Raw genomic sequence first — 13,865 nt, 5'->3', positions numbered from 1 at the left:
GGTTCGCGAATTCGTCGGGCGCATATTCGATGCGCAGCTCGTCCAGATCGAACAGGTCGCAGCCGCGCGCCTCGGCGTCCTCGATCGTGACGATCTGGCGCCAGATCTTGTCCTCGCACACCGCGCCGGCCTGCAAGCGGCCGTGCCCGGTATCGATGGCGACGCGGTTCTCTTTTTTCACGCGGCGATTGCGGCGCTCGCCTGTCCAATAGGGGTGCGCCTGGTGCGCGACCGTCGACGGCGTAGAGAAGTAGGTTTTCCGCCACTTCTTGTGCATCGCCATGCCGCTGGCGACCTTGTTCAGTTCCTCGAAGCCATAGGTCCAGAAGAACTCGTCGAAGTAGAAATTGCCGTGATAGCCCTGCGCGGTGCGGGCGTTGGTGCCGAGGAAGATCAGCTGCGGCAGATCCTCGCCCTCTGGCAGCGTCTCGGCGTCCAGCACGATCGGATCTTCAGCGCCTCGGACCATGCCGTCTCGATCGAATTCGAGCAGGGCACGACCGGCATCGCCGACGCCATCGCGGCGGCAGGCTTCACGAAGGCTTTCGCCATGTTCCGCACGAGCGAGCCGCAGGAGCAAAAGCCTGCTCCGACTACCACGCCCGCCAACGACAACAACTTCGACTTCACCGCTTTCAGCAAGGCGATGGGCGATGCCGTCACCGCCGCGGTCAAGCCCGCGCTCGATGCGGTCGGCGAAGTCCGCGGCGAGCTGGCGAACATGAAGGGCCAGCTCGAAAACACGCCCGCCGGGTTCAGCCGCCCGCCGGCAAGCGGCGGCGCCGGCCAGCACCTCACCGACTGCTGATCGCAGTCCAGCCCCCAACCGTCCGCGCCCCCTCAGCAACTGGTTTGCCGGGCTGTGGGAGGGGATCAAATCCGCGACCTGGGCAGCAATTCAGTTCGTCGGCCGGGTGCTGCTCAACTTCACGCCCCAGGGCCTCATGGTGCAGGGCTTCATGGCGCTGTTCGCGTGGATGCAGGGTCCGCTGGGGCAACGGATGATTACGGCCGCCTCACTCCCTCGGACTATCTGCGCCTCCGGCGGGTGGCAGCGCGCCTCTCGATCGCAGAAGCCGCCGATCGGCTGGTCGACCGCCGCGCCGACCACCGGCGTGCAGTCGAATTTCTCCGCAGGCTGGAGACGCCGGGCCGCACCGCGCTCTATCGCTCGACGATCGAACACCTGCTGCAGGCCTTCCCATTCGACCCGGACGTCTATTGGCAGTTGGCCGAGGAGCCCCTCGACCGCCATCCGCGCATCTGCCGCCGCTGTGGCTGCTCCGCGCATGATCGCTGCGCAGACGGCGAAGGCGGTGCCTGCCGCTGGGTCGAGCAGAATGACTGTTCGACCTGCAGCGAGGGAGGCCCAGCATGCGCCTGATCGGTAAGGCCGCCCGCGTGCTGCTCGTCACACTGCTCGTCTGCGCCGCGCTGTGCAGCGTGCCGCTCCAGCTCGTCCTGCTGTTCACCCGCAACCAGGCGGCGCGGCGCTGATCGGCAAGCGAACGAAGGAACGCGCATGGCTGCTCGCCCCTCTTTCCGCCAGGCCGATCTGGTCCGCGCGATCCGCGCCACCCGCAAGGGAGGCCTGGAGGTCGCGCGCACGGAGATTGATCCCGACGGCCGGATCATCCTGTTCCACGCCGCCGCAGCGGCCGAGACCGAGGCCGCCCCGGCCAGCCCTTTTGACGCGTGGAAGGCCAGCCGAAATGCGGTTTAAGCTGAAGGGATTGAACCGCATTCGTAAGCGGCTCGCGTCAGGCGAGACAGTCACCTACTACTATGCCTGGAAGGGCGGACCTCGATTGGAAGGCGAGCCCGGCTCGCCGGAATTCCTCGCCAGCTATCACCGCGCGCATGAGAGCGAGCGGCAGGAAGCACCAGCAGTGCTGCGCACCCTGCTCGATGCCTTTCAGGACAGCACCGCATTCACCGATCTCGCGCCCCGCACGCAGGCCGATTACGCGAAGCACCTTCGTATCATTGACCGCGCCTATGGCGACTTCCCCAATGCGGCGCTTGAGGATCGGCGAACGCGAGGCGAGTTCATGGCCTGGCGAGATCAGCTGGCCAATCAATCGCGGCGACAGGCGGACTATAGCTATGCGGTGCTGGCGCGGGTGCTCTCCTGGTCGCTGGACCGCGGTCTGATAACAGCCAATCCTTGCCGCAACGGCGGCAGGGTCTATCGCGCTTTCCGTTCGGAGCGGATCTGGTCGCCGGAGACCGAGGCGACCTTCTACGTGAAGGCCCCTGCCCATCTGCATGTAGCGCTAGCCCTGGCACTTTGGACCGGACAGCGACAGGGCGACCTGCTGGCGCTGACCTGGGCCGCCTATGACGGCGAGACGCTACGGCTGGTCCAGCGGAAGACCGTGCGGAGAAAGCGCGGTCATGCCGGCACGCGGGTGATTATTCCCGTGGGCGCGCCGCTAAGGGCGCGGCTAGACGCGCTGCGGGAAAATCGTAGGCCATCGGCGGGCGAACATATCTTGCTCACCGAACGCGGTACACCTTGGACGGAAAGCGGCTTCAGCGCCTCGTCGCGCAAAGCCTGCATCTTGGCGGGAGTGGAAGGCGTGACCTTTCACGACCTACGCGGAACGGCGGTCACGCGGCTGGCATTGGCTGGCGCGACGCCTCCGGAGATCGGAACGGTAACGGGCCACTCGCTTCGCGACGTCCATCAGATCCTGGACTCGCACTATCTCAGCCGCGATCCCGCCCTTGCAGAATCGGCTATTCGGAAGCTCGAAAGCGGCTGATTTTCCCAACTTAACGCCCAACTGACGCGCTCGCGTCTCCCAAGCCAACTAATCAACTCGGAAATTTTCCAGCTAAATCAGAGGCTTGGGGTGGTAGCGGAGGAGGGACTTGAACCCCCGACACGCGGATTATGATTCCGCTGCTCTAACCAACTGAGCTACTCCGCCCCGAAGCGAGAGCGGCCATCTATGTCGGTCCGAACGATCCGTCAAGCGAACATGTGACGCGAATGCAATTCCCATGGCCCGCCGCGATACCACCAACTCGCAAGCCCCGAAATTTCCACGGTTTTGGGTGAAAAATCCGCTTCCAGCGCGCGCAGCAATGCCTTGGCGAGCACCGGCCGGACCTTGTTTTGCACGGTCACGTGCGGCCGCCAGCGGCCCGCATCCTGCGGCGTGAGCATCCCGGCAAAGGCGTGCAACAGCCCGCCTCGAATCGCGTCGAGCTCGGGCGCCTCAATACGATAGGCCACCCCCTGCCCCAACGACATCAGCCCGCTGACCCGCGCCCGTGGCGCTCTCACTCCGCGCGTCTCCTGGGTGAGCCGGTGCTTGAGCTCCTCGGATACCGATGGCGGCAGATGGTGGAACAGCGTGAGATGCGCATCGAGCTGATTCCGTTCGGGCGGGAAATGCGTGCGGCGCAGGGAATCAAACCATGCCTGGTCCTGCTTGCCGAACAGGGCGGTGACGATCAGCGGCGCAGGCACAGGGGCAGACGCGTCGCTCAAATCTCCACCTGGCTACCCAGCTCGACCACGCGGTTGGTGGGCAGGCGGAAAAACTCCATCGCGCTTTCGGCGTTGCGCAGCATCCAGGCGAACAGCTTCTCGCGCCAGATCATCATCCCCGGCCGCGACGACGGCAGCAGCGTCTGGCGGGCGAGGAAGAAGCTGGTCTCCATCATCTTGAACTCGGCCCCGCACGCATCGACCGACTTGAGCGCCGCCGGCACGTCCGCCTCCTGCATGAAGCCGTAATAGAGGATCATGCGGTGGAAGCCCTTGCCCAGGTCCTCCACCACCAGGCGCTTCTCCTCCGACACATAGGGCACGTCGCTGATCTTGACGGTCAGCAGGATCACCCGGTCGTGCAGCACCTTGTTGTGTTTGAGGTTATGGAGCAGCGCATGGGGCACGCCGTCCGGCGTCGAGGTCATGAACACCGCGGTGCCGCGGACACGGGTGGCGGCGTTGGCGGCCGATTCGATGAAGATCTGGATCGGCATCGCGCTCTCGCGCAGCCGCGCAATCATCAGCTTGCGGCCCTTGGCCCAGGTTGTGAGCAGCGTGAACACGATGAAGCCGACCATCAACGGGAACCAGCCGCCATCGGGCACCTTGGTGAGGTTCGCCGCGAAATAGGCGAGGTCCACCGCGAAGAAGATCACGAGCAGCGGGATCGCGTAGCGCTTCTTCCAGTGCCACAGGTTGAACAGCACGACCCCGAGCAGGCAATTGTCGATCAGCATCGCCCCGGTGACGGCGATGCCATAGGCCGCGGTGAGGTTCGACGAGGTCTGGAAGCTGAGCACCAGCAAGATCACCATGATCATCAGCGCCCAGTTGATGATCGGGATGTAGATCTGCCCGGCGGTCGCCGCGCTGGTATGATCGATGCGCAACCGCGGCACGAAGCCGAGCTGGATCGCTTGCTGCGTCACCGAGAAGGCGCCCGAGATCACCGCCTGCGATGCGATGATCGCGGCGGCGGTGGCGACGAACACCAAGGGCAGCCGCAGCGCTTCGGGCGCCAGCAGATAGAAGGGGCTGCGCAGTGCCTCGGCATCGCGGATCAGCAGTGCCCCCTGCCCCATATAGTTCATCATCAGCGCCGGCAGCACGAACCACAGCCAGGAAACGCGGATCGGGTTGCGGCCGAAATGGCCCATATCAGCATAGAGCGCTTCGGCGCCGGTCACTGCCAGCACGATCGAGCCCAAAGCCAGGAATGCGCGCAGCGGGTCGAGCATGAAGAAATGCACCGCATGGTGCGGCGACAGCGCCTGCAGCACATAGGGCGTCTTCACCATGCTGATCACGCCCAGCGTGGCGATGACGAGGAAGTAGAAGATCATCACCGGGCCGAAAAAGGCGCCGACGCGCGCCGTGCCGGTCCGCTGGATCGAGAACAGCATGACGAGGATGACGACCGCGATCGGCACCACCAGCCGGTGGAAGCCCGGCGCAGCGACGGCGAGGCCTTCCACCGCCGACAGTACCGACACCGCCGGGGTGATCATCGAATCGCCATAGAACAGCGCGGTGGCGAACACGCCGAGCAGCACGATCCCTTGGGTCCAGCGGCGCTGGCCGCCCCGCCCCGAGATCAGCGCGAGCAGCGCCAGGCTGCCGCCCTCGCCCTTGTTGTCCGCCCGCATGATGATCGTGACGTATTTCAGCGTCACGACGACCATCATCGACCAGAACATCAGGCTGATCGCGCCCAGCACGTGCGGCGTATCGAGCGGCAGCTCGTGATGCTCGTTCGCGAAGGTCTCGCGAAACGCGTAGAGCGGACTGGTACCGATGTCGCCGAACACGATGCCGATGGCACCGAGCGCGAGCTTCCACGTCGGTTCCTGACCGTGATGGCCATGATCGACATGCGGATCCGAATCGGGGAGGAGCGCGGCAGCGTCTCCGGTCGCGGCGGCGTTCACCGGTGCGACAGACGCTGAGAGTAGCGAACCGACCTGGCCATAGAGACCTGTGTTCTCATCATCATCAGGATGCGGGCCGTTAGCACGTGCAACATGCCCTATCAACAAGCGTGTCCAAGGCGGCTAGACGCACCAGCGTCGCGCCCGTTCCGCCCCCTTCAAGATAGTCATCGCGATGTACCGAACAAGGCGTCACCTTCGCCGCGCGTGGGCACGTCGCGCAACACGAAGCTGCTGTTGATCGTCACCACGCCGGGCAGCCGACCGAGATGCTCGCGGTGGAGCCGTTCATAATCGTCGAGGTCGCGGCACAGTATCTTCAAGCGGTAATCCTGCCCGCCCGAAACCAGTGCGCACTCGACCACCCCGTCGATCCGGCCGACCGCCGCCTCAAATTGCGCGAGGTCCTCCTCGACCTGCGTCCCGAGGGTGATGTCGACGAGTGCCGTTACCCGGAAACCAAGCCGCCGATGGCCGAGCCGCGCGCCATAGCCGCGTATCAGGCCGTCCGCCTCGAGTGCCTGGATGCGCCGGGTACAGGCGGATTGCGACAACCCAACCGCTGCGGCGATCTGGCTCACCGCCGCGCGCGCATCCGATGCTAGAAGCTTGAGGATTGCTGTGTCGATTCGATCCATCGTGCATGAGATGCGCGAAAAATATCTCAGAACGCAAGATCCATGCGTCCGACCCCTCCCGTGACCAAACGCTTTGCAGGGATTTGCGCCCTCGGCTTGCGGTATGAAGCGTCATCAAAACTTAGGAGAGTTCCCATGCGCATCGGCGTTCCCAAGGAAATCAAGAATCACGAATATCGCGTCGGCCTGACCCCCGCCTCGGTGGCGGAGCTGGTCCATGCCGGCCACCACGTGCTGGTCGAGACCAAGGCCGGCATGGGCATCGATTTCGACGATGCCGCCTATACAGCGGTCGGCGCGCAGATCGCGCCCGACGCCAAGACCGTGTTCGCCCAGTCGGACATGATCGTGAAGGTCAAGGAGCCCCAGCCGCAGGAAATCGCGTTGCTCGAGCCGCGCCATTTGCTGTTCACCTATCTCCACCTCGCCGCGGACAAGCCGCAGGCCGAAGGCCTCATGCAGTCGGGTGCGACCTGCATCGCCTATGAGACGGTCACGTCGAACTCAGGCGCCCTCCCCCTGCTCAAGCCGATGAGCGAAGTCGCCGGCCGCATGTCGGTGCAGGTCGCGTCGCACTATCTCGAGAAGGAACAGGGCGGCCGCGGCGAGCTGCTCGGCGGCGTGCCGGGCGTGGCGCCGTGCAAGGTCGCGATCCTTGGCGGCGGCGTCTCGGGCATCAACGCCGCGCAGATGGCGACCGGCCAGCGCGCCGATGTGACGATATACGACATCAACAACGAGCGCCTCGCCGAGCTCGACATGCATTTCGGCAGCCAGATCAAGACTGCCTATGCCAGCAAGGCCGCGATTGCCGAGGCGGTCCGCACCTCGCAGGTGGTGATCGGCGCGGTGCTGGTACCGGGTGCGGCGGCGCCCAAGCTCGTCACCCGCGACATGCTGAAGACGATGATGCGCGGCTCGGTGCTGGTCGACATCGCGATCGACCAGGGCGGCTGCTTCGAGACCAGCCGCGCGACGACGCATGACGATCCGGTGTTCGAGATCGACGGCGTGATTCATTATTGCGTCGCCAACATGCCCGGCGCGGTCGCCCGCACCTCCGCCTTCGCGCTCAACAACGCGACGCTGCCGTTCGTGCTCAAGCTGGCCAACCACGGCGCGGAAGCGGCAATGCAGGCCGATCGTCACCTCGCCAACGGCCTCAACGTCTCGGGCGGCAAGATCCGTCACCAGGCGGTAGCCGACGCGCTTGACCTGCCGTTCGAAGCCTGGGCCGGCTGATTCCCCCAGCGTCCTGCCCGGGAACCCACCCGGGCGGGCCGCTCAGGCGGCGACCGCCTGCTCGGGCAGATAGTCCACGAGATTGCCCAGAATTGCCCGCGGCGAGCGCAGTCGCGGATCGGCCATCACGGCGAGGAAATCCCGATATTGCGGGTGGGTCGGGGTGAACACCGCCTTCTGCGCATATTCTTCCGGCGAAAAGGTGCCCCAGTTGGTCATCTTGCCAAAATAGAGACCCGTGACGCCAAGGCTTTCGGCAAGATCGACCGCCGCGCCCATCTCGTGGAAATTATCCACTTGCACGGTGAAGCTGAGATACAGCAATTCCACCAGGCCCTGCGCATGCAGATCGGCGGCGAAGCGCAGATTCTCCTCCATCACCTCCCACCGCGCGCCGCGGCGGAGCAGTTCGTGGGTCTGCTTCGAGGCCCCGTCGATGCTGATCTGCAATGACTGGACGCGCCCATGCAGCGACGGGAACTTCTCCCATTCGCGTGGCGTGAGCAGCATCGCGTTGGTCATGATCCGAAAGCGTAGATCCGGATAGTCGTCCGCGGTCAGCCGCTCCATCAGCTGGCGGAAGTTTTTGCTGGCGAAGGGGTCTCCCGAGCCGGTGATGAATACCGACTTCGCATCGCGCAGCATCGGCAGGATCGCGCGCTCCTGCATCGCGCTGTAGCGCTCGCGGGTGGCGGCATCAGCAGCCTGTTTGGTGGTGCGACAGCTCGGGCAGGAGAGATTGCAGGTCACGTCATAGGCGAGGTTCACGTCCTGCGGGCCATGGGGCATCGCCGTCTCTTGCTCCGCGATCAATGCGGCGAGGCCAGGCCACTGCGCCATCGCCGCCTGCTTGGTCGGCAGCACGCCTGCCTGAATCTCGGGGCACAAGGTCTTGTTGCAATGACGATAGCTGCCGTCGTGGATGCTCGCGCGCACGGCCTGCGCGGTCTGCGAATTCCACACGCTTTCCCCGTCGGACCGGCTCAGGTCGCCCGCCGAGGCCGGCAGCCAATTCGCACAACATTGGTGCGCCGTGTTTTCCAGGACATGAAGTTGGAGAAACGGCTTCGGGCAGAAGCGCTCTTCCAGCCGATATTTCGGGTTGGCGGGATCGGCCAGCCCCTGGACGTGGAACAGGGCGCCTTGCAGCAGCAGCGAGTTGCCCTGCATCCCCGCGGCGCGGGTGAGGCGTGCAGTCGCGCCGGGCAGCTGCCCCTCGTGCGCGTCGCACATCGCGACGAGGATCTCGAGCGCGATTGCCAGGAACAGGTCGACCTTGGGATTGCTGCGCATCGCCGCGGCGTGGGTTTCGCGGATCACCGTTGAGAACAGCGGCAAGGCCCGCAGGAATTGCGGGAAGGCTGCCCAGATCTCGGGACGGTCGTCGATCTGGATGAGGTCCTGCAACATGGTGTGCAGCATGGTCTGCGCCTGTTCGCGCGCGACCTGATCGGCCTCGTCGGCGGCGTTGTGCGCGGTCATCGTCATGGCAGTTATCGTCCCCGGAACGCGCCAAAACGAAGGCGCTCTTTCCAGTATAGACGGTTACCGCGCTTCAGGGTCGGGCGGTCGGCATCCCCCGCGCTGCGGCTGCAAGGCCGGGGTCAAGCTTCAGCATCGCCCCCACCATGTCGTCGCGATAGCTTGCGGTAGGCGGGACGAGGCGCAACGCCCTGCCCCAGGCCTGCCGGGCCGCCGCCATATCGCCGGATCGTGCGAGGGCGATCCCACGATAAAAGGGCGGGCCGGGATGGTTCGGCGCGAGCGTCTCTGCCTTGTCGAAGGCATAGAGCGCAGCCGGGGACAGCCGGTCGCCATCATGTTCCGCAAGCGCAAGGCCCAGCCCCGCCCAAAGCCCCAGGTCGTTCGGCGCCTTGCGCACCGCCCCCAGCATCACCGTCGCGGCGAGCTGCGGCGCGCCGGCCCGGGTCATTGCATCGGCGGCCATGAAATAGCTGTAGTCGAAATTGAAGCGGCCGAAGAGCCCCTCGCGCGCCGCGATCAGATCGGCATCAAGCGGGCGCACGCTGGCGGCACCTTCCACCGGATGATCGGGCAGGCCCGGCTGCCCCTGCCAGGCATAGCCGGCCCCCGCGAGCATCACCGCCATCGCCGGCACCGTCCAGAACCGCGTCGGGAAGCGAATGAGTAGCAATAGAGCACTTGCCACCAGCGCCAAGCCGCCGAAGACCAGCCATCCCGTCATGCCGTCGTCCTCTTGAACACGCGGCGCGCGATCAGCAGCCCGAGACCCAGCAGGACCAGCGGGGCGATCCACAGCGGCGCGGTCACCGCGCTGAGCGGCGGGTCGTAGGTGACATAATCGCCATAGCGCTGCATCAGCCATTTGCGGACCTCGGCGGGTCGTTCGCCGGCCGCGATGCGCTGACGGACCAGCGCGCGCATCTCCCCCGCCATGTCGGCGTCGCTGTCGGCGATGCTCTGCCCCTGACAGACGAGGCAACGTAACGTCTCCATCAGCGCCTTGGCCTGCGCTTCCTCGTCGGGGTCGGGCAGCTGGGTGTAGGCGAGCGGCGACGCCGGCAGCGTCGAATCCGCCTGCGCCACGCCGGCCAGCACCAGCGCAAGGGGCAGCAGCGCCCGCCTCACTTCGCCTTCTCCAGGGCGGCAAGCAGCTTAGGCACGTCCTCGGCGCGGATGTCGCCGATATGCTGATCGACGATCACGCCGCGCGCGTCGATCACGAAGGTCTCCGGCACGCCCGAGGAGCCCAGCGACAGTTGCGCACGCATCGCAGGATCGTCGCCGATCCGGGCATAGGGGTCACCATGGCGCGCGAGAAAGGCCTGCACCTCCGCGGCGGTGTCACGCACGGCGATCGCGTCGATCTGCGCGCCCGCCTGCTTCAGCTTGAGCAGTTGCGGCGCCTCCGCCACACAGGGGATGCACCAGCTGGCGAAGACGTTGAGCAGCCGCGGCTTGCCCTTGGGCCAGGCTGCCGTGTCGATCCCGGGCTTTTCGTCGACGATCGGCGGCAGGTGGAGCGCGGGAAGAGGCTTGCCGACCATCGCAGAACGGACGATGCGGTCGCTTGGCTGGATCAGGCCGTTCACCACCAGCACGAAGACGAGCACGAACAGCGCGAGCGGCAGCCATATTAGCAGCTTCTTCATGCCCATGCCTCCCGCTCGCGCGCTTCTCGTCTGGCACGGAGCACGCGTCCGAACAGCGACAGGATGCCGCCCAGCGCTATCAGCCCGCCGCCCGCCCAGATCAGCGTAACGAACGGCTTCCACCATAAGCGTAGCTGCCAGCGCCCGGCCCCGTCCGCCGCGCCGAGCACGGTATAGACCTGGCCATCCCACAAGGTGGCGATCGCCGCTTCGCTGGTATTGGTCGGTGGATTGGAGAAGAAACGCTGCTGGGGGACCAGTTCGAAGGGCGCGCTCGCGCCGCGCTGCACCTGGAGGCGCGCCTCCAGCGCCGACCAATTGGGGCCGACCGTGGGACGCACTTCGGCAAGCGTCACCTTGAACGGGCCGACCGTCAGATGGTCGCCGACCGCCACGGCGGCCAGCCGCTCCTTCTTGAACAGGGTGTCCGCCGCCATACCGGCGAGGCTCACCGCGATACCGAGATGTGCGACGACCATGCCGTAGATCGGCAACGGTGTCCGCCGGAGGTTGCGCTTCCACAGCGGCGCGACGCTCGCCGCAGCCAGCCCGAAGGCAAGCGCGAGCACCAGCACCGCGATCGGCGACGCGAAGCCCGACAGGGCGAAGAACAGCGCGAAGGCCACGCCCGCCACCGCCACCGGAAGGGTGAGACGCGACAGCAGCGCCTGCGCCGAATCCTTGCGCCAGCGCAAGAGCGGCCCGGCCGCGGTGCCCGCGATCAGGAACAGCGCGATCGGCACCGCGGTCTTCTCGAAGAAAGGCGCGCCGATCGAGAGCTGTACGCCCATCGCTTGCGCGACCAGTGGATAGAGCGTGCCGATCAGCACGATCCCCAAGATCACACTAAGCAACAGGTTGTTGAGCACCAGCGCCGCCTCGCGGCTGACCAGCTGGAAGGTCGCGCCCTGCGTCACCGTGCCGACACGCGCCCCGAACAGCGCCAACGCCCCGCCGATATACAGGCCCAGCAAGGCGAGCAGGAAAGTGCCGCGCGTCGGGTCGACCGCGAAGGAATGGACGCTGACGAGAATGCCCGAGCGAACCAGGAACGTCCCGACCATCGACATCGAAAAGGCGACCACCGCCAGCATCAACGTCCAAGCCCGCAGCCCGTCCCGCGTTGCCAGCACGTTGACCGAATGGAGCAGCGCAGTTGCCGCCAGCCACGGCATCAGCGAGGCATTCTCCACCGGGTCCCAGAACCACCAGCCGCCCCAGCCGAGCTCGTAATAGGCCCAGTAGCTGCCCGCGGTGATGCCGATCGTCAGGAAGATCCAGGCCGCCAGCACCCAGGGCCGCATCGCCTTGGCGAAGGCGGGTCCCACGTCGCGCATCAGCAGCGCGGCGACAGCGAAGCTGAACGCCACCGACAGGCCGACATACCCCAGGTAGAGCGTCGGCGGATGAAAGGCGAGGCCGGGGTCCTGAAGCAGCGGGTTGAGCCCCTGCCCGTCCGCCGGCGCGGGGTTGAGCCGCGCGAACGGGTTCGAGGCGAAGGCGAGGAAGGCGTAGAAGCCGATCGCGATCGCCGCCTGCGCGGCAAGCGTCGCCGACAGCGTCTCCGCGACCAGCCGCCGTTCGAACAGCGCGACACCCGCGCCCGCAGCCGCGAGGACCGTCACCCAGAGCAGCATCGAACCCTCGTGGTTCCCCCAAGCGCCGGCGACCTTGTACAGCATCGGCTTCAGCGAATGGCTGTTCTCCGCCACCAGCAGCACCGACATGTCTGAAGTGACGAACAGCCAGATCAGGAGCAGGAAGGCCAGAAGCGCGAACAGCGCCTGAACCAGCGCGATGTGGCGGACCGCCGGCAGCATCGCGCGCGGATCGGTGGCCCGCGCCGCGGCAGCGCCCAACAGGAGCTGCGCGATGGCAAAGGCCGTGGCGAGCCACAGCGCCGCAAGCCCGGCTTCGGCGATCATGGCTCGAGGGACTCGCTCTTGTGCATCTTCCCCGCCATCTGCGGCGGCATGTAGCGTTCGTCATGCTTGGCGAGCAGATTGTCGGCGGCGAAGCTGCCATCGGACTGGAACTGCCCCTCGGCGACCACGCCCGACCCTTCGCGGAACAGGTCCGGGGTAACGCCGCGGAAGCGCACCGGCACCACGTCCTTGCCATCGGTGACCTTGAAGGCGATCGACACCCCGTCCTTGGCACGGACCAGCGAGCCCTTCTCGACCATGCCGCCCAGCCGAACCGCCTTGCCGAGCGGCAGCGGCTTGCCCGCCACGTCGCCAGGGGCATAGAAGAATGCGGCCTGGTCCTTGAGCGCCGAGAGCGCCAGCAGTGCCGCACCGATGATCGCCGCCACTGCCAGCAATGCCAGCGTCAGTCGTTGATGCTTTGCCTTCACGCGCGGCGCCCCAGCGCTTCGGCGTTGGTTTCCGCACGGCGCATCGCCCACCAGCTCGCTGCGGCAATGCCGCCGGTACCGATCGCCACGACCAGATAGGCGGCGGTCACGAACCACCAATGGTTCATTGCGCCGCCCTCCGCCGCAGGCGTGCCTCGACCTTTTGCTTGGCGAGCAGCGCGCGCATCCGCATCAGCACGATCGCGCCGAAGAGCAGGCTGAAACCCGACAGCGTGAACCAAAGCGGCCAGAGCATCGAGGCATCGATGGTGCTGCGGGTGAGCCCGATGCTCTCGCCCTGGTGCAGCGTATTCCACCACACCACGGAGTAGCGAATGATAGGCAGCAGCACGGTTCCCGCAACGCCGAACAGCGCCGGAATACGCCCGTCGCCGCTCCGCTCGGCATCGGCGCGAGCAAGCGCGATCCAGGCGATATAGACGAAGAACAGCAGCAGCATGCTGGTCAGCCGGCCATCCCATTCCCACCAGGTGCCCCAGGTGGGGCGGCCCCAGATCGCGCCAGTGATCAGGCACAACGCGGCGAATACCGCCCCGACCGGCGCGATGGCGCGGGCGGCGACGATGGCGAGCGGGTGCCGCCAGATCAGATAGCTCAGGCATGCCAGCGCGAGGCTACTCCACCCGCCCATGCCCAGCCAGGCGGTCGGCACATGGATGTAGAGGATGCGGACGCTGTCCTTCTGCAGATAGTCGGCAGGCGTCTGGGTGAGCCCGCCCCAGGCGCCGAACAGCGCCAGCGCCAGCCCGGCCCAGAACAAGGCGGGCGTGAGGGGCCGGGCGATCTTGAGGAAGCGCGCCGGGTTGGCGAGGGCGTGGAGCATCGGCACGGCGATGGAGTAGCCGGGTTTCTCCCTCGATTCCAAGCAGCGATTGCACCTTGCGTCGCGCGGCATGCGTAGGGTTGCAAAGTCGTGCAGCCTCCGCTACCCGGACGCCGTCATCTGGGGAGTAGCCAGTCGGTGCCTCGCGCACCGGGCGTCCGCGTCAACACACTTGGTCGAGAGGCCATGGCGCAGGCGGAGCCGCAAGGTTCGGGCGA

The 13,865-nt window shown here is 66.2% G+C and carries 18 protein-coding genes and 1 tRNA gene; 6 read left to right on the top strand and 13 right to left on the bottom strand.

Going from position 1 to position 13,865, the window contains the following annotated elements:
* Positions 1-469, bottom strand: a 469-nt coding sequence (locus tag RT655_RS19005) for a terminase large subunit domain-containing protein (RefSeq protein WP_409530297.1), incomplete at its 3' end; no start/stop codon positions are given.
* A gap of 81 nt (positions 470-550) precedes the next feature.
* Between RT655_RS19005 and RT655_RS19000 the strand changes: the two genes are divergently transcribed.
* The 5 genes from RT655_RS19000 (at position 551) to RT655_RS18980 (ending at position 2,768) form a co-directional block, all read left to right on the top strand.
* Complete coding sequence (locus tag RT655_RS19000; RefSeq protein ID WP_313540064.1) at positions 551-808, top strand: hypothetical protein; 258 nt, start codon at positions 551-553, stop codon at positions 806-808.
* Positions 809-973: 165 nt separating this feature from the next.
* The gene (locus RT655_RS18995) at positions 974-1,384 is read left to right on the top strand and encodes a hypothetical protein (RefSeq protein WP_313540061.1); all 411 of its coding nucleotides are present in this window, start codon (positions 974-976) and stop codon (positions 1,382-1,384) included.
* Positions 1,375-1,497: a hypothetical protein gene (locus RT655_RS18990; RefSeq protein WP_313540058.1), complete on the top strand. Its 123-nt coding sequence runs from the start codon at positions 1,375-1,377 to the stop codon at positions 1,495-1,497. The genes RT655_RS18995 and RT655_RS18990 overlap by 10 nt, the downstream gene beginning before the upstream one ends.
* Positions 1,498-1,522: 25 nt before the next feature.
* Positions 1,523-1,723: a hypothetical protein gene (locus tag RT655_RS18985; protein ID WP_313540056.1), complete on the top strand. Its 201-nt coding sequence runs from the start codon at positions 1,523-1,525 to the stop codon at positions 1,721-1,723.
* Positions 1,713-2,768 carry a site-specific integrase gene (locus tag RT655_RS18980; RefSeq protein WP_313540053.1) on the top strand — a complete coding sequence of 352 codons (1,056 nt, stop codon included), beginning with the start codon at positions 1,713-1,715 and terminating at the stop codon, positions 2,766-2,768. The genes RT655_RS18985 and RT655_RS18980 overlap by 11 nt, the downstream gene beginning before the upstream one ends.
* Positions 2,769-2,859: 91 nt before the next feature.
* On the opposite strand, the gene RT655_RS18975 is transcribed toward RT655_RS18980, so the two are convergent.
* From RT655_RS18975 to RT655_RS18960, 4 genes are all read right to left on the bottom strand, one after another.
* Positions 2,860-2,936: transfer RNA gene (locus RT655_RS18975), tRNA-Met, on the bottom strand.
* Between the two features lie 41 nt (positions 2,937-2,977).
* Positions 2,978-3,502, bottom strand: a complete 525-nt coding sequence (locus RT655_RS18970; RefSeq protein ID WP_313540050.1) for a 2'-5' RNA ligase family protein — start codon at positions 3,500-3,502, stop codon at positions 2,978-2,980.
* Entirely contained in the window at positions 3,499-5,433 is a 1,935-nt protein-coding gene (locus RT655_RS18965; RefSeq protein ID WP_313540047.1) for a potassium transporter Kup, read from the bottom strand. Before RT655_RS18965 ends, RT655_RS18970 begins: the two co-directional genes overlap by 4 nt.
* 167 nt (positions 5,434-5,600) lie before the next feature.
* On the bottom strand, positions 5,601-6,071 hold the full coding sequence (locus RT655_RS18960; RefSeq protein ID WP_313540044.1) for an Lrp/AsnC family transcriptional regulator: 471 nt from the start codon (positions 6,069-6,071) through the stop codon (positions 5,601-5,603).
* A 135-nt stretch (positions 6,072-6,206) separates the two neighbouring features.
* Between RT655_RS18960 and ald the strand changes: the two genes are divergently transcribed.
* Positions 6,207-7,313, top strand: coding sequence for an alanine dehydrogenase (ald, locus tag RT655_RS18955; RefSeq protein ID WP_313540041.1), 1,107 nt, complete (start codon positions 6,207-6,209; stop codon positions 7,311-7,313).
* A 42-nt stretch (positions 7,314-7,355) separates the two neighbouring features.
* On the opposite strand, the gene RT655_RS18950 is transcribed toward ald, so the two are convergent.
* From RT655_RS18950 to ccmC, 8 genes are all read right to left on the bottom strand, one after another.
* On the bottom strand, positions 7,356-8,801 hold the full coding sequence (locus tag RT655_RS18950; protein ID WP_313540039.1) for a radical SAM protein: 1,446 nt from the start codon (positions 8,799-8,801) through the stop codon (positions 7,356-7,358).
* Between the two features lie 67 nt (positions 8,802-8,868).
* Positions 8,869-9,519: a cytochrome c biogenesis factor-like protein gene (locus RT655_RS18945; protein WP_313540036.1), complete on the bottom strand. Its 651-nt coding sequence runs from the start codon at positions 9,517-9,519 to the stop codon at positions 8,869-8,871.
* Positions 9,516-9,923: a cytochrome c-type biogenesis protein gene (locus tag RT655_RS18940; RefSeq protein ID WP_313540033.1), complete on the bottom strand. Its 408-nt coding sequence runs from the start codon at positions 9,921-9,923 to the stop codon at positions 9,516-9,518. The genes RT655_RS18945 and RT655_RS18940 overlap by 4 nt, the downstream gene beginning before the upstream one ends.
* Positions 9,920-10,447 (bottom strand): redoxin family protein, encoded by a 528-nt coding sequence (locus RT655_RS18935; RefSeq protein ID WP_313540030.1) that lies wholly within the window; start codon positions 10,445-10,447, stop codon positions 9,920-9,922. Before RT655_RS18935 ends, RT655_RS18940 begins: the two co-directional genes overlap by 4 nt.
* A complete protein-coding gene (locus RT655_RS18930) occupies positions 10,444-12,372 on the bottom strand; it encodes a heme lyase CcmF/NrfE family subunit (protein ID WP_313540027.1) in 1,929 nt (642 codons plus the stop codon). The genes RT655_RS18935 and RT655_RS18930 overlap by 4 nt, the downstream gene beginning before the upstream one ends.
* Complete coding sequence (gene ccmE, locus RT655_RS18925) at positions 12,369-12,803, bottom strand: cytochrome c maturation protein CcmE (RefSeq protein WP_313540024.1); 435 nt, start codon at positions 12,801-12,803, stop codon at positions 12,369-12,371. Before ccmE ends, RT655_RS18930 begins: the two co-directional genes overlap by 4 nt.
* Positions 12,800-12,931 carry a hypothetical protein gene (locus RT655_RS18920; protein ID WP_313540021.1) on the bottom strand — a complete coding sequence of 44 codons (132 nt, stop codon included), beginning with the start codon at positions 12,929-12,931 and terminating at the stop codon, positions 12,800-12,802. Before RT655_RS18920 ends, ccmE begins: the two co-directional genes overlap by 4 nt.
* Positions 12,928-13,647: a heme ABC transporter permease CcmC gene (gene ccmC, locus RT655_RS18915; protein WP_313540018.1), complete on the bottom strand. Its 720-nt coding sequence runs from the start codon at positions 13,645-13,647 to the stop codon at positions 12,928-12,930. The genes RT655_RS18920 and ccmC overlap by 4 nt, the downstream gene beginning before the upstream one ends.
* Between the last annotated feature and the right edge of the window lie 218 nt (positions 13,648-13,865).

Source organism: Sphingomonas sp., assembly GCF_032114135.1.
In the GTDB taxonomy this organism is placed as follows: Bacteria; Pseudomonadota; Alphaproteobacteria; order Sphingomonadales; family Sphingomonadaceae; genus Sphingomonas.
The sequence above is the reverse complement of the archived record's forward strand: the minus strand, read 5'-3'. Positions and strand labels throughout refer to the sequence as shown.